The sequence below is a fragment of the Vibrio sp. L3-7 genome (genome assembly GCF_963898195.1).
Classification (GTDB): Bacteria; Pseudomonadota; Gammaproteobacteria; order Enterobacterales; family Vibrionaceae; genus Vibrio; species Vibrio echinoideorum.
Map to the genome: position 1 here is coordinate 134,635 of NZ_CAWQUW010000004.1, position 21,428 is coordinate 156,062.

Below are 21,428 nucleotides of genomic sequence, written 5' to 3' on the forward strand. Positions count from 1 at the left end.
CGAATTACACTGTAAATTGATAAATTACTTCATTAATTTTTCCGCATTGTACTGATGTTCATACTATTCTCAATCTTTTCTATGCATCTGAATTTGCGCAGGCCAACACTTTTGCTCAATGAGTACCGATTTTGGGGCTTATATCGGCTAACAAGGTAACAAAAAGCCAGAAGTCGTGAACAAAGAAAAAGCAGAGTAGTCAAATAGGTAGAGAGAACGACTGAACCCCACTACCTATTTAATGTTTCGACAATTTATATTTTAGCTCAAATGATTAAGCGGCATTATTAAGTTGGAAATTGCCTGTGAGCGCATTATAAAACTCACTGTTATCCAAGATCCCAACCAATTGATTGTCTTCGACAAGTAAAATCGGATGATTACTGATCTGCTTTAGCTTAATCGCATCACGCATACCGATCTCTGGGCTTGTCACCACAACACTCGATGCGCTGATTGCGGTTAAATCGTCAGTTTCGTTCCACTCAACAAGCGCCAACGTGGGTTCTCCTTTTACAGATAATATACCTTCACTCTGTTCTATCCATAAATCTTTTGACTCACAGATCTTCCAGCTCTCGTTATCTTGTGTCAGTGAATCAAGAGGCTGCATGAGTGAACGACCTTTAAGTACGTTCAATGGGTTGGTATGAGCAACAAAGTCCTTCACGTATTCCGTTTTTGGCGTTAATACGATGTCTTCTGGCTTACCGTGTTGAATCAGTTTACCTGACTCCATGATTGCGATGTTGTTACCAATTTTCAGCGCTTCATCAAGATCGTGGCTCACAAACAGAATCGTTTTATTGAGTTTACTTTGTAATGTAAGCAATTCATCTTGAAGCTGTGCGCGGATCAAAGGGTCAAGTGCAGAGAAAGGTTCATCCATCAAGAGGATATCTGTATCCATCGCAAATGCACGCGCCAAACCAACACGTTGCTGCATACCGCCAGAAAGCTCGTGGGGATATTTGGTTTCCCATTCAGCTAAACCCACCATCTCTAACTGTTCACGCGCCTTTTCACGACGAACGTCTTTGGCTACGCCTTGCATTTCAAGACCAAATGCCACGTTGTCTAATACGTTAAGCCATGGCATCAAAGCAAATTTTTGGAAAACCATTGATACGCGGTGAGTACGAAGATGACGCAAGGTCGCTTCATCACATTGTTCGCCTAAATCCACCAACTTGTCGCCATCTTTGATTGCTAAAGAACCTCGGCTAATTTCATTCAAACCGTTTACAGCGCGAAGCAGTGAAGATTTACCCGATCCCGATAAACCCATCAATACACATATCTCGCCCTCTTTAACCGTCAGCGACACATTATCCACACCAACAACTTGACCTGTTTCATCGATGATCTCTTGGCGAGTTTTACCTTGGTCGAGTAGCTCAAGCGCTTGTTTCGATTTATTACCAAACACAACATCGAGGTTTTTAATGGTAATTGCGTCCATTGCTGTCTGTTCTTGAGATACAGCTTTGTTTTCTTGAGACATCGCTTTATTTACTAGAGACATAGCTACGCTTCCTTCTGGTTTGGTGTTTTGCACAAGCGGTCAAGGATGATTGCGACTAATACAATCGCTAATCCAGCTTCAAAACCTTGTGAGATGTTCACTGTGTTCAATGCTCGAACAACAGGTTTACCAAGTCCGTCAGCACCGACAAGAGCGGCGATAACCACCATCGAAAGCGACAACATAATACATTGGGTTACACCCGCCATGATGCTTGGTAGAGCCGCCGGTAATTCGACCTTCATCAGCAATTTCATGCGGCTGGCACCAAACGCTTTACCCGCTTCAATCAACTCTTCAGGCACTTTGGTTACCCCTAAGTAGGTCAAACGAATCGGTGCAGCTATTGCGAAAATAATGGTCGAGATTAAGCCAGGAACAATACCCAAACCGAAGAGGACAAGAGTTGGAATCAGATAAACGAAAGTTGGGACTGTCTGCATCAAATCAAGGATTGGACGCAAAACTGTATAGAGCCAAGGACGGTGAGCAGCCATGATGCCAACCGGTACGCCAATTAATACGGAAATCGTTGTCGCCGCAAAGACGAGAACAAAGGTTTCCAGCATTTCTTGCCAATAGCCGAGGTTAAGAATAGTCAGCAGTGCTGCGACCACAAAGATCACCAGCGAAGGTTTACGGTGTAAGTACCATGCAATAGCAGCAGTCATCACGATTGGCAGCGCAGGCGGCATCCACTTAAATACATCGACTAAAAACATAATGACGGTTTCTAGAAAAATCGAAATAGCGTCAAAGAATCCTGCTGCATTGATTGTTAGCCAATCAACACCCGCTTCCATCCATTGTCCGACTGGGATTTTGTTTTCCGTAATAAAATTCACAATATTGCCTTTTATTATGGGTGGGCTACTTCAAACCAATCGATAAATTGGCAAGCCCACCTTTATTATTTATGTAGCTGTTGAGATAGGTAGAACTAAGCTTTAACTTGCTTTAGGTATTCAGTGACGGCTTGAGTCGCTGATTCACCTTTATGCGTTTTTACGTTGTCTAACCAAGCTTCCACTTGTTGAGAATTGTTGTTCAACCATTGTTGAGCCGCTTTTTCTGGCTTCACTTTTTGGTTAAGAATCTCTTCCATCAACTGGTTTTCCATCTCTAAAGTGAATTCTAGGTTTTGCAGAAGTTGACCGACGTTTGAACACTCCGACAGATAGTTTGAGCGAACATTGGTGTAGACATTCGCGCCACCGTAGTTAGGGCCAAAGAAGTCGTCACCGCCAGAAAGGTATTCCATCTCAACATTGCTGTTCATTGGGTGCGGTGCCCAACCAAGGTAAACGATCCACTGGCTACGACGAGCAGCGCGAGATACTTGCGATACCATGCCCGCTTCACTTGACTCCACTAGGCTGAAATCTTTCAAGCCAAACGCGTCTGAATCAATCATTGATTGGATTAAGCGGTTACCATCGTTGCCCGGTTCGATGCCGTAGATGCGGTCTTTAAATTTGTCGGCATGTTTTGCTAGGTCTGCGAAGCTTTTTACGCCAGAGTCGTACACATATTTTGGTACAGCTAGCGTGTATTTTGCGCCTTCAAGGTTGGCACGCACGGTCTCAACCGTGCCCGCTTCACGGTACTTAGCAATATCGCCTTCCATCGTTGGCATCCAGTTACCTAGAAACACATCAATGTCACCGTTCGCCATTGAAGAGTAAGTCACCGGTACTGAAAGTAGGTCGGTTTTGGTTTTGTAACCAAGGCCTTTTAAGAGTTCAGAAGTAACGGCGGTTGTTGCGGTAATGTCTGTCCAACCTACATCAGCGAAACGTACGTTTTCGCACTGTTGTGGTTCAATAGAAGCGTTAGCACCAAATGCAAATGAACTGATGGCTAGTGCTGTTAACGTTTTCGTGGTCACGTTCTGAATATTTAGAGTCGTCATAATGGTTCCTTTTTATCTTTCCTTTTGCTGCTCGATATCAACACCGATAAAGAGCAGTTCTTCTGACTTTTGACTAATTAGTTTTGTTATTTTTTGCTTGTTACTTGTTGTTTTTATTCTTTGCTACTTTTGCTATTTTTTATCCAATAACAGAGATTTACGCTTCTCTTACTGGTTTATTTATTCTTTGCTTCTCTTGCCACTCAGGTGCAATCCACACTGGAGCGTCTTGTTCTTTAAGCATTGGCTTACCAAGAATCAAGTCCGAAGCTCGCTCAGCAACCATGATGGTCGGGGCATTTAAGTTGCCGTTTGGAATGGTTGGGAAAACCGATGAGTCGACAACACGTAAGCTGTCGATGCCGCGAACGCGACACTCTTCATCAAGCACCGCCATTGGATCATCATCTGAACCCATTTTGCAGCCACAAGAAGGGTGATATGCACTTTCAACGTTCTGCTTAACCCATTCATCAATCGCTTCATCAGAAGTAATATTTAAACCCGGCTGAATCTCTTTGCCTCGGTACACATCCATCGCCGGTTGAGACAAAATCTCACGCGTCAGACGAATACAATCGCGCCAATCTTGGCGATCTTGTTCAGTCGAGATGTAGTTGAAAATGATCTCTGGCTTGGCATGCGGATCAGCAGAAGTGATCGCAACCGTACCGCGGCTTTCTGGTTTGTTCGGGCCAACGTGTACTTGGAAACCATGGCCATCAAAAGCTGCCTGGCCGTCGTAACGCATCGCTGCTGGCAGGAAGTGATATTGAATGTTTGGCCACTTCAATCCTTTGCGAGAACGAATGAACGCGCACGATTCAAAGTGGTTAGTGGCACCAAGGCCTTTACGAGTCAGAATCCATTCCGCGCCAATCATGCCTTTGCTGACCAAGCCAAGCTTGCTGTTGAGCGTGATGGGTTCGTTGCAGTGATATTGGAAGTACACTTCTAAGTGATCTTGAAGGTTTTCACCGACGCCATTCAGCTCGTGTTTAAGCTCAACGCCTGCCTTTTCAAGCACGGCTTTCGGGCCGATACCAGAAAGTTGCAGCAGTTGAACGGAACCGATAGAACCCGCAGACGAGATCACTTCTTTGTTCGCCACAGCAACTTGAGTATTGCCTGACTTTTCAAACTCGACACCGACTGCTTTCAGACCTGATTGGCCTTTTGATGACTGGTCTTTTACGACGAGAGCTTCAAGTAAGAAACGACGCGCCACGATGCCTTTCTTCAAGGTCAGGTTTGAACGCTTCAATGCTCGACGTAGATAAGCGTTAGAGGTTGAGGCTCTAACACCCTTGTCTACCGTCATATGCATGGTGCCGAAGCCTTCTTGCTGGTAGCCGTTGTAATCGTTGGTTTCTGGGTAACCGGCGTCTTTACCTGCATCGATGAACGCTTGGTAAAGCGGGTTAAGCTCCATATCGTTACCGTTACAAGTGCCTACTGGGCCATTGTCACCACGGTATTGATCGCCACCTTTATTCCATGATTCAGCACGGCGGAAATAAGGCAAACACGCTTGGTAATTCCAACCCGCAGCGCCCTCTTCTTCCCATTGGTCAAAATCACACGCGTGACCACGCACGTAAACCATGCCATTGATTGATGAGCTACCACCTAACACTTTGCCGCGTGGGCAGTGCAGTTCGCGTCCATCAAGGCCTGGCTCTTGTTGAGTCTCAAACTGCCATGCGTACTTTTCGGTATTCATCGGGTAAGAAAGCGCCGTTGGCATTTGGATAAAAATACTCTTATCCGTACCACCCGCTTCCAGTAATAAAACGCTATGTTCACCGCTTTCCGTTAGCCTATCCGCTAACACACAGCCGGCCGAACCCGCGCCGACGATAATATAATCGTAGCGTTGTTCCATATTTTAAGTTCCCTGAGATGAGTCAGTGAGGCTAACTCTTTTAAGCTAGCCCGTTGAATTAAGTGTTACGCGTTAGGCATAAGGGCTGGCGTAGTCGCCTAGCTCAATAAGAATGCTCTTAGTTTGCGTATAGTGGAGTAGAGTTTCTGGGCCATTTTCACGACCAACACCCGAAAGCTTGTAGCCACCAACAGGCATTTCTGCAGGTGAGTCACCCCACGTATTAACCCAACAAATACCAGCCTGCATTTGATGGATCACGCGGTGAGCACGAGAAAGATTTTGCGTGAACACGCCAGCCGCAAGGCCATATTTGGTGTCGTTAGCGCGGCGAATCACGTCGTCTTCGTCCGTAAACTTCAACACTGACATTACAGGGCCGAAGATCTCTTGTTGAACGTGAGGCATGTTGTCTTCGCAATCCACAAACACGGTTGGGATAACAAAGTTGCCGTTCGCTAAGCCGTTGTCTGTCACTCGATAGCCGCCCGTCAGCAGAGTTGCCCCTGACTGTTTTGCCAGCTCAATCGCTTCGAGCACTTTTGAAAGGTGTTCTTTAGAAATCAACGCGCCGATCTGAGTCTCCATGTCCATTGGATCACCAATGATCAGCTTCTCAGTGCGTGTTTTAAGTTGATCGATGAATGCGTTGTAGATGTTTTCGTGTACATAAACACGGGTACCGTTAGTACACACTTCGCCTTGGGTGTAGAAGTTAGCAACCATCGAAGCGGAAACTGCATCATCCAATTTCGCATCATCAAACACGATCATCGGTGACTTGCCGCCAAGTTCCATGGTGACTGATTTCAGCGTCTTAGCGCTGTCTGCCATTACCGCTTTACCGGTACCGGTTTCGCCCGTGAACGACACTTTCGCGATATCTGGGTGCGCCGTTAGCATTTGACCGACACGGTAATCGCCCTGAACCACGTTGAACACGCCATCAGGAAGACCAGCTTCGGTAAAGATCTCTGCAAGCTTGAGCGCCGTTAGCGGCGTTTCTTCTGAAGGTTTGAAAATCATCGCGTTACCCGCGGCCAATGCCGGAGCCGATTTCCACATCGCGATTTGAATTGGGTAGTTCCACGCGCCAATGCCCGCACAAATGCCTAGCGGCTCGCGGCGAGTGTAGAAAAATTGAGATTCGCTCAGCGGCTGTTGGTCGCCTTGTAGCGTTGGAGCCAAACCAGCAAAGTATTCAATAACATCAGCGCCAGACGCCACATCCACTTCAATTGCTTCTTGCAGCGGCTTGCCCGTGTCAACAACCTCAAGGTTTGCAAGGTCATCATTTCGAGCTCTAAGTATTTCCACTGCCTTCAAAAGAATACGGCTGCGTTCCACAGCGGTCATTGCAGACCATACCGCAAATCCGCGTTTCGCAGATTCAATAGCACTGTCGACATCCGCAGAAGATGCTTGGCCTAATGTCGCGATAGGTTCACCGTTTGCAGGGTTAATGCTATCAAAGGTTTCACCAGAGGTTGCTTTAACCGCTGCGCCATCAAGGTATAACGAGTTCATTTCCATTTGAGATTCTGACTTAATTATTGTTATTAGACTCTACTGGTCTATATGTGAGTATTAGGTGCGAATAGTGGTCGTTCTAGCTCTTGATCTAGGTCTAGGTCTAGCGCTGCCACTGCGATCTATTGGCTGTGACACGAGTAGAACGTAAGTTGTTTATCTAGATAATCATTAATGATGGCACGCGCCTTTTGAGCATCGATACCATCTGGGTTTAGTGTGCCTCTCAGCCACAAACCATCAATCAGAGACGCAATCCCGTGAGCAACGAGATCCGCTTGTTCATGATTCAAAATACCTTTCAACTCAAGACGTAAGTGTGAAATCAAACGTTTTTCATTCACACGTTGCAGTCTTTTCAGCTGCTCGTCATGCATTGAATAGGACCAAAATGCCAACCACGCCTTCGCGACCTTATTTTCTGCTTGGTAGCCTTCGAAGTTACCATCGATGATCGCGTTAATTCTCTGTTGGTGAGCATCAACAGGAAGTGCTTTTAGTGACGTGGTGATGGTATTGGAAAGTTGGCGAAGGATTTCACGCATGGTCTCTTCGAGCAGCCCATGCTTTCCACCAAAATAGTGATTAATAATGCCAGTGGAGACTCCCGCTTCTTTGCTGATCAACGCAATACTCGCGGCATGCAAACCCACTCGATCAATCACCGTCATGGTGGCTTGAACAAGCTGTGGTTTACGTATATCAGGCATCCCAACCTTCGGCATTTCTTAGTCCTTTTATTTTATATTGAACGTTCAGTTAAATATAAAATGACAGAAATTTAGTTAGGGTTCAAATGATTATTTAAAACAAACTCGTAACAATACAGCATTCAAATCAACAAAAATCATTATAAAACAATAAATTAAATATCATTTAGAGCACTAACGAAAACAATTAAAGATTTGAGGTGTGATAGTTATTGGTCAAATGTTTTTGCTCAACAAGGACAATATTTGAACAGAAAGAGAGATTCTTGAAACAAAGAGGCATTCGGAAATTAGAGGTATTTAAGTGTAAAAGATGACGAGGTATAGCGAAGTGAAAAAGAAAACCGAGCGTCCAACAAAGTGCTTGAACGCCCTCCTCTACCAGGATTCAACATTATGACTAGATTCTAAGCGCAATTAGCCAATAATCGGCATCGACTGCCAAGATCTTTGATGCAGCATTTCGCAGCCAGATTCGGTGATGACGATGTTTTCCTCGTGTACCATCATGCGGTTTTTCGCAAACGCCATACCGGGCTCTAACGTTAACACCATGCCGGGTTTTAATATCACGTCACCATTTGGTACATGTGATGGCCACTCTGTTAGCTGCATGCCTAATCCATGCCCCATACGACCCACATCGTTGCCAAGCGCGCCGTTCTTTTCGAGCACCGACCACATGGCTTGCCACACGTCTCCGGTTGTTCGTCCCGGCTCTGCCATCGCGAGCCCCGCTTCTGTCGATTGATAGACTGCGTCATAAGCCGCTATCGTATCTGGCTGCGCATGCCCAAACGCATAGTTCCGGTCAAAATCACTGAAATAGCCATCAAAGTTAGCCCCCGTATCGATGATCAGTACATCTGCTTCAGAGAGCATACGATCCGTTGGCCCCATGATGATGTTGTCATAGCCACCTTGGCCGGATGCCGAAATCAGATAAGGACACGCATCGGCGCCCAAACGTAGCATCTCCAAATGCATGGCTTTACACGCCTGTCGTTCCGTCATCCCTATCGCGAGGTTATGACGAAGATACTCAAAGCCCGCCGCTGTCACTTGGCAAGCGAAGCGTACTTTATCGATCTCCGCTTGAGACTTAACACTGCGCAGATCTCGAACCATGAATGACACATCAACCACACTATGTTGGCTCAACTTCTGCTGTAACAACGCATAGTTAGTGGCAGGCATACGTAGGTGTGTTTCCGAGCCAATCATCGAACCGATTCTGCGAGAATCTTTGGAGACTTCAGATAGCGTAGAAGCTAACAAAGAGATACCGTCATCTTCTGGCCTTGGCGACGGCCAACTGCGCACATCTTCAATCCATGTATCGTCGAAACCAGCCACACCGATCTCTGGTACTACCGCTATGGGCTTACCAACCGCTGGCACCACCAAAAACCACGGACGCGTTGGGCTTTCCCAAAACTGCGATTTGAAGCCACTGAAATAGCGAAATTCTGGTTCGGTCGTAAAAAACGCAGCATCGATGTTTTGAGCGCGAAGACGTTGTTGCAACTCGACAGTACGTTGCTCTAGTTCTGCTGATTCAAACCCTCTCTGCGGAGGTGTTAATGGCAATATACTCATATCTCTATCCTTGATTGAATAAGGGTAACTCGACGGATTAATTGAATAAAATGTCTCTTGGTAACAGAGCGATACTTGGGAAGAAAATCAGCAACGCAGACATCAATATCAAGATAAGGAAAAACGGTAATGTTCCGCGGATGACTTCCATATAAGGACGCTCGAAAATCGCTATCGCGGTGAAGATGTCACAACCAAATGGAGGTGTTGCCGACCCAATCGCCATTTGTAGCGTCACCATCACGCCGACCAATATCGGATCGATACCTGCGGCATCCACAATCGGCATGAAAATCGGCGTCAAGATCAGCAAAACCACCAATGAATCCACGAACATACAACCGACAAAGAAAGTCAGTGCGATAACAAACAGAATGAATTCAGGTGAAGCATCTTCTAGATTGAGGGGAGCCAGTAACTCTTGAGGGATTTGTTCAAACGAGATGTACCAAGAAAATGCCTGACCAACACCCACCAGCACAAATACAACTGCGGTAATCAAGCCGGTGTTTAACGCGGCATCGCAGATGTCTTTTACGCCAAGTTTGCGATAAAAAATGCACTCGACAATAATCGCATACAGCACCGCAAACGAAGCCGCTTCGGTTGGCGTGACAATGCCCGAATAGATACCGCCGATAATCAAAGCAGGGAAACCAAGAGGCAGGATCGCTTTCTTGATCGCTTCAATACGCTCTGCAGTGTTGGCTTTTTCAACCAAAGTAATGGTGTCGCTGTGTTTTACGCTGTAGGCATAGCTGTATAAAGAGAACAGGCTCGCGAGCACTAAACCTGGGCCAATACCAGCAATGAACAATTCGCCCACACTGGCGTTGGCTAAGGTGCCGTAAAGAATCAAGCCGATACTCGGTGGAATGAGGAACGCGATGTCACTGGCATTAATGATCAACGCCATCACAAAACTGTCTTTGTATCCTGCTTGCAGTAATTTCGGACGCATGATTTGGCCGACCGACACCACGGTCGCTTGGGTCGAACCGGAAACAGAACCAAACAAGGTACAACTGATACACGTGGTAATCGGCAAACCACCACGCAGGTGTCCAACAAACGCTTGAATCAGGCCAAGTAGATTATAGGCCGAGTGTCCACGCGTCATGATATCGGCCGCCAGGATAAACATGGGAACCGCAATCAAGGCGTTCGGCGATATGCCAGTAACCATCTGCTGAATCAGTACTCCCGGCTCAACCTGAGAGAAATGAATCAAGCCAATTAAAGCCCCAACCGCTAATGGTACAATCATCGGGAAGCTCAAAAAAAGCAGAATCACCATCACAGAGACAAGAGTAAAGGTAATGACATAGATATCTAATTCGCCGGCAATAATGTCCGAGAAAAACTGTGCAACATCACTCATTCGAACTCACCTACTTTTGTATTTCTATTTTCAATCACGTCAAATGACACGTAGATTTCTTTGTGCAGTAAGTTCATCAAAAAACTCATGCTGTATTGCAATCCGGCAATAAAAAATCCAATTGGAATGATCGCGTATACCCAATAAACCGGGAACTGCAGGGCTGGGCTTAATCGATTGATATCTTTGAGCTCTTTGACGTAGAAGAACGCATGGTAGGTCAGGTAAAACATCAGCATTGCGGTTAGAAGTGCAATGATGGTTGTGAGAACTTTCTGAGCTTTAGTACTTAATGAATCGTAGACCGCAGTCATACGAATATTTCGACCTTGGCGTACCGCATAAGCGAAACCAATAAAGGTGACTGAGACGATCAAAAACTGATTGAGCTCTTCTGAGAAGAACAGGCTTTTGTTAAAGGCGTACCGACCAATCGCATTGGCAGTGGAGTTGGTCATCATCGCGATAATGGCGGTCATGATTAAAAAGCGTTCTAGCTTTTCTGTCGCGACGCTTATTTTATGTAGCAGTTCTTTCATAACAGGCAGTGCTCCATACTTCGTTCAGTGACAGGGGTCCATTGCCACAATTTGGAGAAGGTGGGAATAAGCTACCCGCTGCCAATAAACAGCAGATAGCATTCATCCTAACAACGCTTTCTATTGCGTCGCTGAAGCAGCCTTCACTTCATCTAGGATTTCTTCGAGAATGGTTTTTGCCCCCTCGCGCGCTTCACTTTGCTCTCCTGAAGGATAAGCATTTGCCACCACGTCATAGTAAGTGGTGTGCAGCTTTTGACTGAGTACCTTGAAACGCTCACGCTCTTCCTCAGTTAACACAACCACTTGCATGTCTGGACGCTCTTTTAAGATCTTGTCCATGTTCTCTTTGTTGATGCGTACCTGATAGTCGTAAGCCGCTTGGTCTGCCGCTGTGATTGCTTTGTCGACCATAGCTTGCTTCTCTTCAGATAGGCCGTTGTACCACTTGCTGTTGGTCGAAACCGTGCTCACATAAGGTTGCTGGCCTGGGAACATTAGGTAGTCTTGAACCTCATGCCACTTTGCGTTGTAGATGAAGTAGATCGGGTTAACCATGCTATCAATGGTCTTAAGTTGCAGTGAACCGTACACTTCACCCCAAGAAAGAGGGGTAGGTGTTGCACCAAACGCTTTGTAGGTTTCAACAGGAATAGTTGACGTGAAAGTACGGATTTTCTGGTTCGCAAAATCTTCAGGTGTACGGATAGGTTTGTTGCCACCCCACACCATTTCGCCTTCAGACATCATCGACAACAGCTTGAGGTTTACGCTCTCAAACTTGGGTGCTAGCTTGTTGTAGATGGTTGGACTTTCCGTTAAGACCTTATGCGTGATCGCTTCGTTAGTACCCAGTACATACGGCAAGCTCACCGCTTGTACTTCAGGAACATAAGACCCTAAGTGACCCGCGCCTACAGACACAAATTGAATCGTGCCTTTAGCTGCTAGTTCTACGATGTCGTTTTCTGTGCCTAATTGACCGTAGTAATAGATGCGAACACGGATATCACCATCAGATTCCTTCTTGATTACTTCCGCAAATTTTTGCGCATAGATATCTTGAACGTCTGTTTTGTCCTCTTCTGAAGCAAACTTCCATGTTTCGGCATGAACGCCAAAAACCATGCTCAAACTTAGCAGTGCTACGCCTAATCGTTTCATCCTATTTTTCCTTTTATTATCCTAATTTCACGCTGATGACCTTGGTCACTTCACGCGCTTCAGTTTTGACTGTGTCGACGATAAACTCCGTTTAAAGTCAGCCATCTTGCAGTGCCAAATACGTCACTGCTGAATCTGTTTCTCTTCTGATTGCTTCTAATTGAGTTGCTTCTAATTAAGTGTTTCTAAATTGATCGTGTTAAACGATCGTTCACCAACTGAATCCAATAGCTCGCACCGAGCTTTAAGATGCCGTCGTTAAAGTCATATTTCGGGTTGTGCAATGCGCAGCCACCCACCGATTCCGTGCCATTACCCAGCAGCACATAACAGCCCGGTTTAACGCGTAACATGCTTGAGAAATCTTCCGAAATTGTCAGTGGGTCGCAGGCGTCATTAACGTTCTCTACACCCAGTACTTGCTGGGCAGCTGCAACCGAGTATTGGGTTTGTTGCTCGCTGTTGATGGTTGGGTAGAAGGTATTGATAAACTCGAAGTCGTAAGTCGCGCCTGCTGCCTGACAAATGCCCGCCACAATTCGCTCCATATTTTGCTTGATTCGATCGAGGGAAGATTCAGTGAAGCAGCGGCAGTCACCCTTGATTACCACTTGAGTAGGAATGACGTTAACCGTGCCATCGGTAATAAATTCAGTCGCAGAAACGACAGCGGTGTCGTGAATCGCACTGAGATTGCGAGACACGATGGTTTGCAGACCAAGAATGACTTGTGAACCGACCACCAAAGGATCAACGCCTTGATGCGGCAGAGCAGCATGCCCACCCACACCATTGATGGTGATCTCAAAGCTACTCTCACTGGCCATTAATGATCCGGGGCGAACCATCAATTCACCTTCCGCTAAGCCGGGAAAGTTGTGTACGCCATACACTTCATCAATCGAGAATCGCTCAAACAAGCCATCATCAATCATCGCTTGAGCACCACAACCGTGCTCTTCATCGGGTTGAAAAATGAAATACACCGTGCCATCAAAAGTTGGGTTCCCTGATAATAGGTTTTGAACCAAATAACTTGCTGCGCCAAGCAGCATTGCAGAGTGTCCATCGTGACCACAAGCGTGCATCTTCCCATCGTGTTGTGAACAGTGTGCGAAGCTGTTTTGCTCATGAATATGTAGAGCATCCATATCAGCTCGAAGACCGATGCTCGCTTCACTTGATCCAGAACGAAGTATCCCTACTAACCCTGTTTTACCGATATTACGCACAACCTCGATACCAAAGCTGTGTAACTTGTCGACGATAAAATCGGAGGTGAGATTGACGTCAAAGCCACACTCAGGAAAGCGGTGTAAGTGTTGACGCCATTCCGTCATGCTTTGAATAAGCTGCGAAGACAGTTGGTCTGGTTTGATCGAGAAAGTAGACGGCATAGTAGTGATCCCAAAGTGTAATTCTTTGTCTTAGTAAATATGGAGTTAGCTTGGCTGCTGAATGTAAACGCAAAGCGAGCAGCCTTAATCAAATGTCGTTACAACGACTACGACCTTCGGCAATTATCTGAGGATGGCTCAAGATGGTGCGCTAGCAGTGCACCAAAGCCTTTAATGGGTATGGGGTAGTTCATCAACTGAAGCGAATGCCAAGCCAACACCTGATTGCTGCTGACAACGGGCTTATCTAATTCCGCTTCAATGGATTCAATCACCGATGCAGCACGCAAAGCCGTGCAAGAGATAAACAGCAGGTCAGCATCAGGGTCACAGACGGCTATCGCGGCTTGCTTAATATCCATTGGAGAAATGAACGTCATTGCAGTGTCATCTTCAAAGCCAAAGCCAGCGATGCTCAGCACCTCAATGCCTTGCGACTCAAAAAATGCCGCCACGTCTTGATTCACGGCTTCGGTATAAGGCGTTAATACCGAGATGCGCTTCGCCTTAAAGCTGTCGAAAGCCGCTAAGGCAGCGGTCACCGGATTCGTTACCGCAGCGTTTGGGCGAGACTGGTGAATGAGCTGCGTAATTCGCTCACTGCCAATCGCTACGGTGCCGGAGGTACAAGCGTAAATCACCACATCCAATTCAGTGCCCGGTAAGATGGTATCAGCACAAGCAGCGATTCCCGGTTCCATCTTGCGTAGGTTTTCTATCGTCAATGGATTGTAGTTTCTCAGGCGACTGGTGAACGATTGCACATCGTTTGGATACAGCGCGTTTAAATCACGCTCAATATTGAAATCTGTCGCTAGCGCAATCACACCGACGCGTCCTGCTGGTGCTAATTTTTCTAATTCAAACTGTAAAGTAGCGGTTGCAGATTTCATACTTTCCAACTCCTTGAGCGAGAGTTAACACCGCAAAATGATGTTAACAACATGTTTCATATAAATTTCAAACTCTGTTGATTTGATCTTTACATTTCGTTCACAAGATTAATAATGCACCGATAACTTTAAGGATTATCATTAAATGATTACCTTGTTGTGCAGAAATTCCGCATTTTTTCTGCGTTATAGTGATTTTTTGTTCTCATTTATCGAGGGCTAATTATTAAGGCTAAATACCTTTAACTCGATCACACACTGGTTCAAAAGAAACAATTAATTTACAAACAGATATTGGGAAGTATGGGTATGACACAGCAACCTGCATTGGTGGTCGACAGTTTCGACAAGAAGATCCTCAACATCGTACAAGACTCAAACAGAGCTACCTCAGACAAGATTGCAGAAAAGGTCGGGCTGTCTCCTGCTGCCGTTCAGCGCCGCTTAAAACGCATGAGGGCGCAAGGTGTCATTCAAGCTGATGTCTCAGTTATCAACCCAAAAGCGGTCGGTCATGCGATGACGTTTATCGTTCAGGTGACATTAGAACGCGAGCGTGTGGATTTGATGCACAACTTCAAAAAAGAGATGAGTTCCAACCGCTCAGTACAGCAGTGTTATTACGTAACTGGCAGTTCAGATTTCATCATGATTGTCACGGCAGCGGATATGGAGGGTTACGACAACTTTACTCGTGAAGCCTTCTTCGATAATGCCAATATCAAGAGTTTTCAAACCAATGTGGTGATGGATAACGTTAAGGTAGGGCTGACGATTCCAATTGATGATCAGCGCGATTGATGACCAGCGCGATTAAAAGGCAAGGCGTGTTGTGAAGTAAAAAAAGAAGAGAGAAAAAAGACGGTATGAAGAAACCTTACATACCGCCAACCTTAGGGCTTGCTTTGTTATTCGTTGTTCGCGATTAGCTATGTACTTTTAGTTATTAGATCTTGTTGTCGATGATCTGTTGGTAGAGATCCGGGTCGGTTGCCCCTTCAGTGCCAATCACTAGCACTCGGCTGTCTTGAGTCAAATTCAGTTTTTCAGCGAATTTCGGATCTTGTTTGGCGATAATCGCAGCGGCAAAACCTGGTACTGCAGATTCCCCCCCTTCTATCGACAATTCTGTTTGTTCGCCGCTTGCCAACATACGCATCGCTTGCGGAATAGCTTCTTCGCTCAACGTCATAAAGTCATCAGCGCCATTTTGTAGAATCGTCCACGCCAAGCTTGAAACCTCACCACATGCGAGACCTGCCATCAGCGTCTCTAAGTCGCCCGTAACCACGATAGGTTTTCCAGCTTGAGCACTCTTCTGTAAGCAGTTGGCTTGTTCAGGTTCGACGATAACAAAACGTGGACGATCGACGCCCCATAGATCCCAGAAGTAACCACTGACAGCGGATGCCAAACCACCCACTCCACCTTGTACGAAGACATGGGTTGGAATCTCGCCATTCAATTGCTCGACAATTTCAGCCAACATCACGGTGTAGCCTAGAGCAACGTCTTTAGGGATCTCCATGTAGCCTTCATAAGAGGTATCCGACACAATCACGCGGTTTTTCGTTTTGGCTTCTGAATCGGCCAACCGAACGGATTCATCGTAATTACCGGTAATGCGAACCACTTCTGCACCGAACGCTTCCATCGCTTGCTTACGCCCTTCCGATACGTCACGGTGAATGTAGATAACACAGCCACAACCAAACATTTGTGCGCCCCATGCGACGGAGCGACCATGATTTCCATCGGTTGCACAGCTGACAACAATTTCAGCAACTTCTGATTTCCACTCACCGTTGAGCAGCTCACTGATGGTCGGGTTCTTTCCATAGCGATTGGCAATCTCAATCTGAAGTTGACGAGCAACGGCATAAGCGCCGCCCAGTGCTTTAAAGCTCTTTAGGCCAAAACGCTGCGATTCATCTTTGTACCAAAACTTGTTTACGCCGATCTCAGCAGAGATAGCATTCAGCTCATGCAAAGGAGTAACAGAGTAGCCTGGCCATTGAGAAATATCTTTAATCGCCTGTTGAGAGTTCGCAACACTTAAAATGTCACGCTGCTCACTCGAGTATTCCAATTCAGGGCGTGCTTGTGGGTTAGCGTAGTGTGTCAGAGTGCCTGCCAGTAACTGCATAAATGATCGTCCTTATTAGTCATTCACATGCTCCTTACATCGTTAGATTATAGAAACCTATCGGTGAGTAAGGCTGCGGATAATAAATTCTATCGACAAAAAAGTGGCGTGATTACACATTCTTATCACTCAATCTGCGGGAATTAATTGTTACACCACGGTTAAATGCAGTATTTGTTCATCTTATGACATTGTGTAAAACATTCGTTGTTAGAACGGATAAAAACCTTTATTCAACCACTACAAAGATCAAATTAAAAACACCAGGCACAAAAAAGGCCGGTAATGACAGAGCCATGACCAACCTTTGCGGAGTCGTTATTGCTACTTTCTTTGACTACTCAATACGAGTAATGAAATCGTACTTATCAGAGTCGGCTTTCGTCATCCAATGTTCACCGGAAGCTGGGGCAGAATCTAAAGTGAAGATATAGAAGTCGATCCCTTTGTCTCCCATCACCTTTTTAAAATAGGTAGCTTGCTGACGATGACTCTCATTGGTGTAAGGGAATTGTTTGGCTGTTTTATCATCCTCAGCCCAACTGTGCACACCAACCTGTTTATTAAGCTCAATGGCTTTGGTGGTATCTGCTCGTTGCAAAACCCGTGGATGACCCGCAGCGAACAAATCCGTCCCGCCAGAGAACACCGAACCCGTAGGCGTTACGATCGTCGTCATGTTGTTACTGTGGATCATGCGTCCGGTGTACATATTGATGTCATCGTCGCCACTGCCACCAATATGATTGTTAAACTTCAAGGTCATCTCACTGCCTTGGTATAACTTCACAATATCGAAAAGCTGGGAATAGGTTGTCGCCCCAAGGGTAGAGGTAATGCGCTCAACGGTTCCAGTGTCTCTTAACACATCACGATAAAAGGCATTGAAAGCAAACGAAGTAGTGATCGTGACTTTGTTACCATTTTTAGTTTTGCTCAGAATCGTCGAACCAAGGCTAGTCACGTACTGCGACATCACATTGTGATATTCAAGCTCAACCGGTCGTTTTTTATCACTCGTCGTCGTTTGAATTAACGTAGTGTCATTCCCAATTGAGCGTTGAGCCACACCACAATCAAATGAATCAAAAAAATTACCCTCGCTGTAAATCGCACAGTCATCAGCTCCAGCATCAGGGAGGTACAGATCCACGCTTTGACCTAAACTATCCGCAAGCCTAATTACTTTTTGTTCGTCACTAATATCTTCAGCAAACTGCACTGTTTCATACTGCACACCATCATAAGTCAGTTTCATTGACTCTTGGATCTCTTGTCGCTCTTGATACAATTTACCGAGTTTAGCCGATGAAAATACGTAATCCGCTTTAGGTCTAACTTGCGCTTTAGTCGCCGCGTTACCAGAACTTGAGCCCGAGTTAGAGCTTGAGTTACACCCAACTAAAATAATCAAAGGTAATGCCAGTAACGTTTTTCTATAGCTATTCATGTGGTAATTCCCAAAAATGTTTGATGGGAAAATTCTATTATTTAAAAGCGCAAACATCTGTCGTGCGAATGTATGAGAATGTATACCTTTTTGAACATTGTTTTTTATTTTCGCATAAATTCAAAATCATCATTGAACTGGCGTAGAAAGTGTTTAATCATTCACGTCAGGTATTTTACGTAAAGCATGCAAATTGGATATGCCACAATAGCTAACCACTAGATAAGGCACCCTCACGTAATCTCAATACGAGAAACGCACGACAAGGCTGATAATGGAATGACAAAACCTAAAATGATCATCGTGGAAGACGATTTGAAACTTCAGAAAATGTTGCAAGACTACTTTGTCGCGCAAGATTTTGACGTCACGGTGCTAGGTGACGGCGGTAATGCCGCGCAGACCATCCTCGCGGAACAACCTGATATTGTACTGCTGGATTTGATGCTTCCTGTAACGGATGGACTGACAATCTGCCGACAGACGCGTACACACTATAAAGGTAAAATCTTGATGCTCACCGCTAGCGATGACGACTTTGATCACGTCGCTGGTTTAGAGACAGGGGCTGATGACTATGTCACTAAGCCAATCAAACCAAGAGTTCTGCTGGCCAGAGTTCGTTCGCTATTACGCCGCCAAGACGCCAATACCGCTTCAGTCGATGACTCAGACAACCTTCAGTTTGATCAACTCGTTCTGAAAAACACTTATAAGAAGTGTGAACTTTCAGGTGCGGTTTTATCACTTACTGACAGTGAGTTTGACCTACTTTGGTTATTAGCGAGCAACCCTGATACTCCGCTATCACGTGACTATTTGACGCAAACACTGCGCGGCATTGAGTACGATGGGATCGACCGAACGATTGATAACAAGGTCGTGCGTCTAAGAAAGATACTCGGTGACGACCACGCGCCAGCAGAGAAAATTCAGACCATTCGCGGCAAAGGCTACCTATTTGTTTCAACCGCCTGGCATTAACTTCGCTCACTACGAGCGTAATGAAAGAGATCGATTATGCGACGTATCTATTTGGAGTCCCTATTAGGGCTGTTAGTTTGCTTTATGGCCGGCCTGGTCGCCTACGAGATTAGCGTCTACGAGCTCAATACCGACTACGAATATGTACTGGAAGATTACGAAGCGGCTGCCCACCAGCAACTCATAGAAAACATTGCGAAAAATCAGGGGCTTGAAGCGGCTCAACAAGCCATGAACCAGTTTGTAGAAACCACACGAAATAAATTGGTTACATTCAGCCCAGACGATGAAATACCTAGCCCCGTTTCAGAGTTCTTCAGCACTAACCCGAACACTTTTGTTTTTCACGATGATGAACGTGACCTATGGTTTCGCTTAGCAAGCAGTGACAATACCTATCATTACCTACCCAACAGTGAAGCGTTCGTTAGGCAAAAGATAGAGTTGGAGGATGATCTCATTTGGTTGTTCTTCCTAGCAAGCTTTATCTTATACGGCTTATGCCATCTGATAATTATATTCCGCCGAGTTAAAAAGCTTGAATCTGCCACTCTACGCTTTGCAGAAGGCGATCTCTCCGCGCGAGCCGAAACGTCAAGCGGCATTGCCATCGGCTCACTCAATAAATCCTTCAACCTAATGGCTGACCGCATTCATCGCTTGATTGAGAGTAACCGCTCGCTCACCAATGCGGTGGCTCATGAACTGCGCACGCCAATATTCCGTATCCAATGGCAAGCTGAAATGCTCAAGGACACGCCACTCAACGAGGCACAACAAAACACCGTAGAAAGTATTGTCGAAGATACCGAAGAGATGGAAAAGATGGTCGACGAACTATTGTGTTACGCCAAGCTCGATAGCATTGACCTTGAAAACCTACAACAGCCACTAGAGATAAGAGACTTTCTTAATCACGCAATGGCACGCTGGAGCAAAGACACTGAGCTCAACATTGACCTATCACTGCCTGAACTAGCTCACTCAATACTGGCGGATAAAATACTACTCAACCGCGCTTTAGATAACCTAGTACGCAACGCGATGAAATTCGCACGCTCTCAAGTGTTGATTGAAGCCAGCGTGCATCAAGAACAACTACAGATTGCAGTACATGATGATGGTGATGGTGTGGCTCAAGAGCATCAGGCTCGCCTGTTTGAACCCTTTTACGTTGGTGACAAAGCACGTAACAAAGCCAAGAGCGGCCATGGTTTAGGGCTTTCTATCGTCGAGAAGATCTGTGCTCAACACGGCGCAACCGTGGAGGTTGGTCAGAGCCAAACTTTAAAGGGTGCGGTATTCACCATAACCATTCAGCTATGTAATGATTCAGCTGACAAACCCATACAGTAACTACAAAACACCTCTGGAATAATGTTCAACATCGGTCGGGGGATGCTGTCTCCCAGTGAACTTATGAGTCTAGATAATCATGACACTGCCTTTGTGGCTTGTCATCACAGCACTGCTGAGTAGTAGCAAAGCAACCCGTTACTCGTTAACTCGCGCTTTGCTAGCAGTTCAAGCCATAGGCTTACTATCTAAATTCCAATCATTCTTAAGGTATTTTTATGAAAAAGTTATTATGTGTTTTAGGCGTTATCTCTCTAGCAGGTTGTTCTGGTATTAACCACAATGAAGAAGTTTACACAGCGCACGCAGAGAGCTTTAACATTGTAGGGTTCCAAGTCCCTGGCAACACTCAAGACCGTGCAATGGAATTGGTTCCTGAAGGCGCAACCGTTGATACCGTTACATCAACAAACTCTGATACGACTTCTGTTTTAGGTGTTATCAACCGAATTATTGGTATTGAATACGTTCAAGTTGGCGGTACAAAGCAATAATTCTTAAAAAAACAGCAGCTTGCTAAAGCTTGCGTGCCTTTAAACGCTAGCTAGTACAAACTGAAACAATCTAAGCCAGTGACCATCCGTCGCTGGCTTTTTCATACCGCTTATTTTGTGCTCTGTGCCAAATAAAGCCCCATTTAGCTAACTCTCCTATAACTAACAATTCAGAAAATAAGCCCTAAAATCGTCAATTTCTTATCAAAATGGCACTTAAATTCGCTTAATAGTCTTTCGCTTAAACTGACACACTCAAATCATTGATCCTTCTATCAACCCAGAATCCGTTAATTGAGGCACAGATCAATTTCCCCAGAAATCTTAATTTCCATAAAAAAACAACACTTAATAAAAGTGTCATGATTTTATAAATAAAACATATGAGTGCGTTCAAAAATAAACAGAAACGATAACTATCTGTAAATATGATAAATATAAGTTTCATGAATAAAAGAGATCA

General features: G+C 45.4%; 18 protein-coding genes. 4 read left to right on the forward strand and 14 right to left on the reverse strand.

Translation table 11 applies throughout. From position 1 onward, the window contains the following. Window positions 1-274: 274 nt before the first annotated feature. The 12 genes from choV to AACW75_RS05040 form a co-directional block, all read right to left on the reverse strand. The gene (gene choV, locus AACW75_RS04985) at window positions 275-1,525 is read right to left on the reverse strand and encodes a choline ABC transporter ATP-binding protein (RefSeq protein WP_017075686.1); all 1,251 of its coding nucleotides are present in this window, start codon (window positions 1,523-1,525) and stop codon (window positions 275-277) included. Between the two features lie 2 nt (window positions 1,526-1,527). Beyond that, complete coding sequence (gene choW / locus AACW75_RS04990; protein WP_009845976.1) at window positions 1,528-2,370, reverse strand: choline ABC transporter permease subunit; 843 nt, start codon at window positions 2,368-2,370, stop codon at window positions 1,528-1,530. A 95-nt stretch (window positions 2,371-2,465) separates the two neighbouring features. Next, window positions 2,466-3,437 carry a choline ABC transporter substrate-binding protein gene (locus AACW75_RS04995; RefSeq protein ID WP_237297632.1) on the reverse strand — a complete coding sequence of 324 codons (972 nt, stop codon included), beginning with the start codon at window positions 3,435-3,437 and terminating at the stop codon, window positions 2,466-2,468. Window positions 3,438-3,594: 157 nt separating this feature from the next. After that, window positions 3,595-5,322, reverse strand: a complete 1,728-nt coding sequence (betA, locus tag AACW75_RS05000) for a choline dehydrogenase (RefSeq protein WP_237297633.1) — start codon at window positions 5,320-5,322, stop codon at window positions 3,595-3,597. A 72-nt stretch (window positions 5,323-5,394) separates the two neighbouring features. Beyond that, window positions 5,395-6,855 carry a betaine-aldehyde dehydrogenase gene (gene betB / locus AACW75_RS05005; RefSeq protein ID WP_237297634.1) on the reverse strand — a complete coding sequence of 487 codons (1,461 nt, stop codon included), beginning with the start codon at window positions 6,853-6,855 and terminating at the stop codon, window positions 5,395-5,397. A gap of 119 nt (window positions 6,856-6,974) precedes the next feature. After that, a complete protein-coding gene (betI, locus tag AACW75_RS05010; protein WP_017078460.1) occupies window positions 6,975-7,577 on the reverse strand; it encodes a transcriptional regulator BetI in 603 nt (200 codons plus the stop codon). Window positions 7,578-7,979: 402 nt separating this feature from the next. After that, window positions 7,980-9,161, reverse strand: coding sequence for a M24 family metallopeptidase (locus AACW75_RS05015; protein WP_237297635.1), 1,182 nt, complete (start codon window positions 9,159-9,161; stop codon window positions 7,980-7,982). A 37-nt stretch (window positions 9,162-9,198) separates the two neighbouring features. Next, window positions 9,199-10,542, reverse strand: a complete 1,344-nt coding sequence (locus AACW75_RS05020; protein ID WP_237297636.1) for a TRAP transporter large permease — start codon at window positions 10,540-10,542, stop codon at window positions 9,199-9,201. After that, window positions 10,539-11,081: a TRAP transporter small permease gene (locus AACW75_RS05025; protein WP_102421245.1), complete on the reverse strand. Its 543-nt coding sequence runs from the start codon at window positions 11,079-11,081 to the stop codon at window positions 10,539-10,541. Before AACW75_RS05025 ends, AACW75_RS05020 begins: the two co-directional genes overlap by 4 nt. Window positions 11,082-11,201: 120 nt before the next feature. Next, window positions 11,202-12,245, reverse strand: coding sequence for a TRAP transporter substrate-binding protein (locus AACW75_RS05030; RefSeq protein ID WP_102421246.1), 1,044 nt, complete (start codon window positions 12,243-12,245; stop codon window positions 11,202-11,204). A 185-nt stretch (window positions 12,246-12,430) separates the two neighbouring features. Beyond that, window positions 12,431-13,642, reverse strand: coding sequence for a M20 aminoacylase family protein (locus tag AACW75_RS05035; RefSeq protein WP_237297637.1), 1,212 nt, complete (start codon window positions 13,640-13,642; stop codon window positions 12,431-12,433). 107 nt (window positions 13,643-13,749) lie between these two features. Continuing rightward, window positions 13,750-14,535: a maleate cis-trans isomerase family protein gene (locus AACW75_RS05040; RefSeq protein WP_237297638.1), complete on the reverse strand. Its 786-nt coding sequence runs from the start codon at window positions 14,533-14,535 to the stop codon at window positions 13,750-13,752. 309 nt (window positions 14,536-14,844) lie between these two features. On the opposite strand from AACW75_RS05040, the gene AACW75_RS05045 reads away from it, so the two are divergent. Next, on the forward strand, window positions 14,845-15,336 hold the full coding sequence (locus AACW75_RS05045) for an Lrp/AsnC family transcriptional regulator (RefSeq protein ID WP_029225134.1): 492 nt from the start codon (window positions 14,845-14,847) through the stop codon (window positions 15,334-15,336). Window positions 15,337-15,481: 145 nt separating this feature from the next. Here AACW75_RS05045 and AACW75_RS05050 read toward each other — a convergent pair whose 3' ends face one another. Further along, complete coding sequence (locus AACW75_RS05050; RefSeq protein ID WP_102551010.1) at window positions 15,482-16,681, reverse strand: diaminopropionate ammonia-lyase; 1,200 nt, start codon at window positions 16,679-16,681, stop codon at window positions 15,482-15,484. 337 nt (window positions 16,682-17,018) lie between these two features. Next, window positions 17,019-18,131: an alpha/beta hydrolase gene (locus tag AACW75_RS05055; RefSeq protein WP_237297639.1), complete on the reverse strand. Its 1,113-nt coding sequence runs from the start codon at window positions 18,129-18,131 to the stop codon at window positions 17,019-17,021. 279 nt (window positions 18,132-18,410) lie between these two features. Here AACW75_RS05055 and AACW75_RS05060 point away from each other — a divergent pair, with 279 nt between their 5' ends. From AACW75_RS05060 to AACW75_RS05070, 3 genes are all read left to right on the forward strand, one after another. Then, window positions 18,411-19,115 carry a response regulator gene (locus tag AACW75_RS05060; protein WP_017075673.1) on the forward strand — a complete coding sequence of 235 codons (705 nt, stop codon included), beginning with the start codon at window positions 18,411-18,413 and terminating at the stop codon, window positions 19,113-19,115. Window positions 19,116-19,151: 36 nt separating this feature from the next. Continuing rightward, a complete protein-coding gene (locus AACW75_RS05065; protein WP_237297640.1) occupies window positions 19,152-20,471 on the forward strand; it encodes an ATP-binding protein in 1,320 nt (439 codons plus the stop codon). 218 nt (window positions 20,472-20,689) lie between these two features. Then, window positions 20,690-20,965, forward strand: a complete 276-nt coding sequence (locus AACW75_RS05070; protein WP_017075671.1) for a hypothetical protein — start codon at window positions 20,690-20,692, stop codon at window positions 20,963-20,965. Window positions 20,966-21,428: the final 463 nt, after the last annotated feature.

Coding starts and splice junctions, on each gene's coding strand:
- choV (WP_017075686.1), bottom strand. CDS start 1,525: ATGTCTCTAGTAAATAAAGCGATGTCTCAAGAAAACAAAGCTGTATCT.
- AACW75_RS04995 (WP_237297632.1), bottom strand. CDS start 3,437: ATGACGACTCTAAATATTCAGAACGTGACCACGAAAACGTTAACAGCA.
- betA (WP_237297633.1), bottom strand. CDS start 5,322: ATGGAACAACGCTACGATTATATTATCGTCGGCGCGGGTTCGGCCGGC.
- betB (WP_237297634.1), bottom strand. CDS start 6,855: ATGGAAATGAACTCGTTATACCTTGATGGCGCAGCGGTTAAAGCAACC.
- betI (WP_017078460.1), bottom strand. CDS start 7,577: ATGCCGAAGGTTGGGATGCCTGATATACGTAAACCACAGCTTGTTCAA.
- AACW75_RS05015 (WP_237297635.1), bottom strand. CDS start 9,161: ATGAGTATATTGCCATTAACACCTCCGCAGAGAGGGTTTGAATCAGCA.
- AACW75_RS05020 (WP_237297636.1), bottom strand. CDS start 10,542: ATGAGTGATGTTGCACAGTTTTTCTCGGACATTATTGCCGGCGAATTA.
- AACW75_RS05025 (WP_102421245.1), bottom strand. CDS start 11,081: ATGAAAGAACTGCTACATAAAATAAGCGTCGCGACAGAAAAGCTAGAA.
- AACW75_RS05030 (WP_102421246.1), bottom strand. CDS start 12,245: ATGAAACGATTAGGCGTAGCACTGCTAAGTTTGAGCATGGTTTTTGGC.
- AACW75_RS05035 (WP_237297637.1), bottom strand. CDS start 13,642: ATGCCGTCTACTTTCTCGATCAAACCAGACCAACTGTCTTCGCAGCTT.
- AACW75_RS05040 (WP_237297638.1), bottom strand. CDS start 14,535: ATGAAATCTGCAACCGCTACTTTACAGTTTGAATTAGAAAAATTAGCA.
- AACW75_RS05045 (WP_029225134.1), top strand. CDS start 14,845: ATGACACAGCAACCTGCATTGGTGGTCGACAGTTTCGACAAGAAGATC.
- AACW75_RS05050 (WP_102551010.1), bottom strand. CDS start 16,681: ATGCAGTTACTGGCAGGCACTCTGACACACTACGCTAACCCACAAGCA.
- AACW75_RS05055 (WP_237297639.1), bottom strand. CDS start 18,131: ATGAATAGCTATAGAAAAACGTTACTGGCATTACCTTTGATTATTTTA.
- AACW75_RS05060 (WP_017075673.1), top strand. CDS start 18,411: ATGACAAAACCTAAAATGATCATCGTGGAAGACGATTTGAAACTTCAG.
- AACW75_RS05065 (WP_237297640.1), top strand. CDS start 19,152: ATGCGACGTATCTATTTGGAGTCCCTATTAGGGCTGTTAGTTTGCTTT.
- AACW75_RS05070 (WP_017075671.1), top strand. CDS start 20,690: ATGAAAAAGTTATTATGTGTTTTAGGCGTTATCTCTCTAGCAGGTTGT.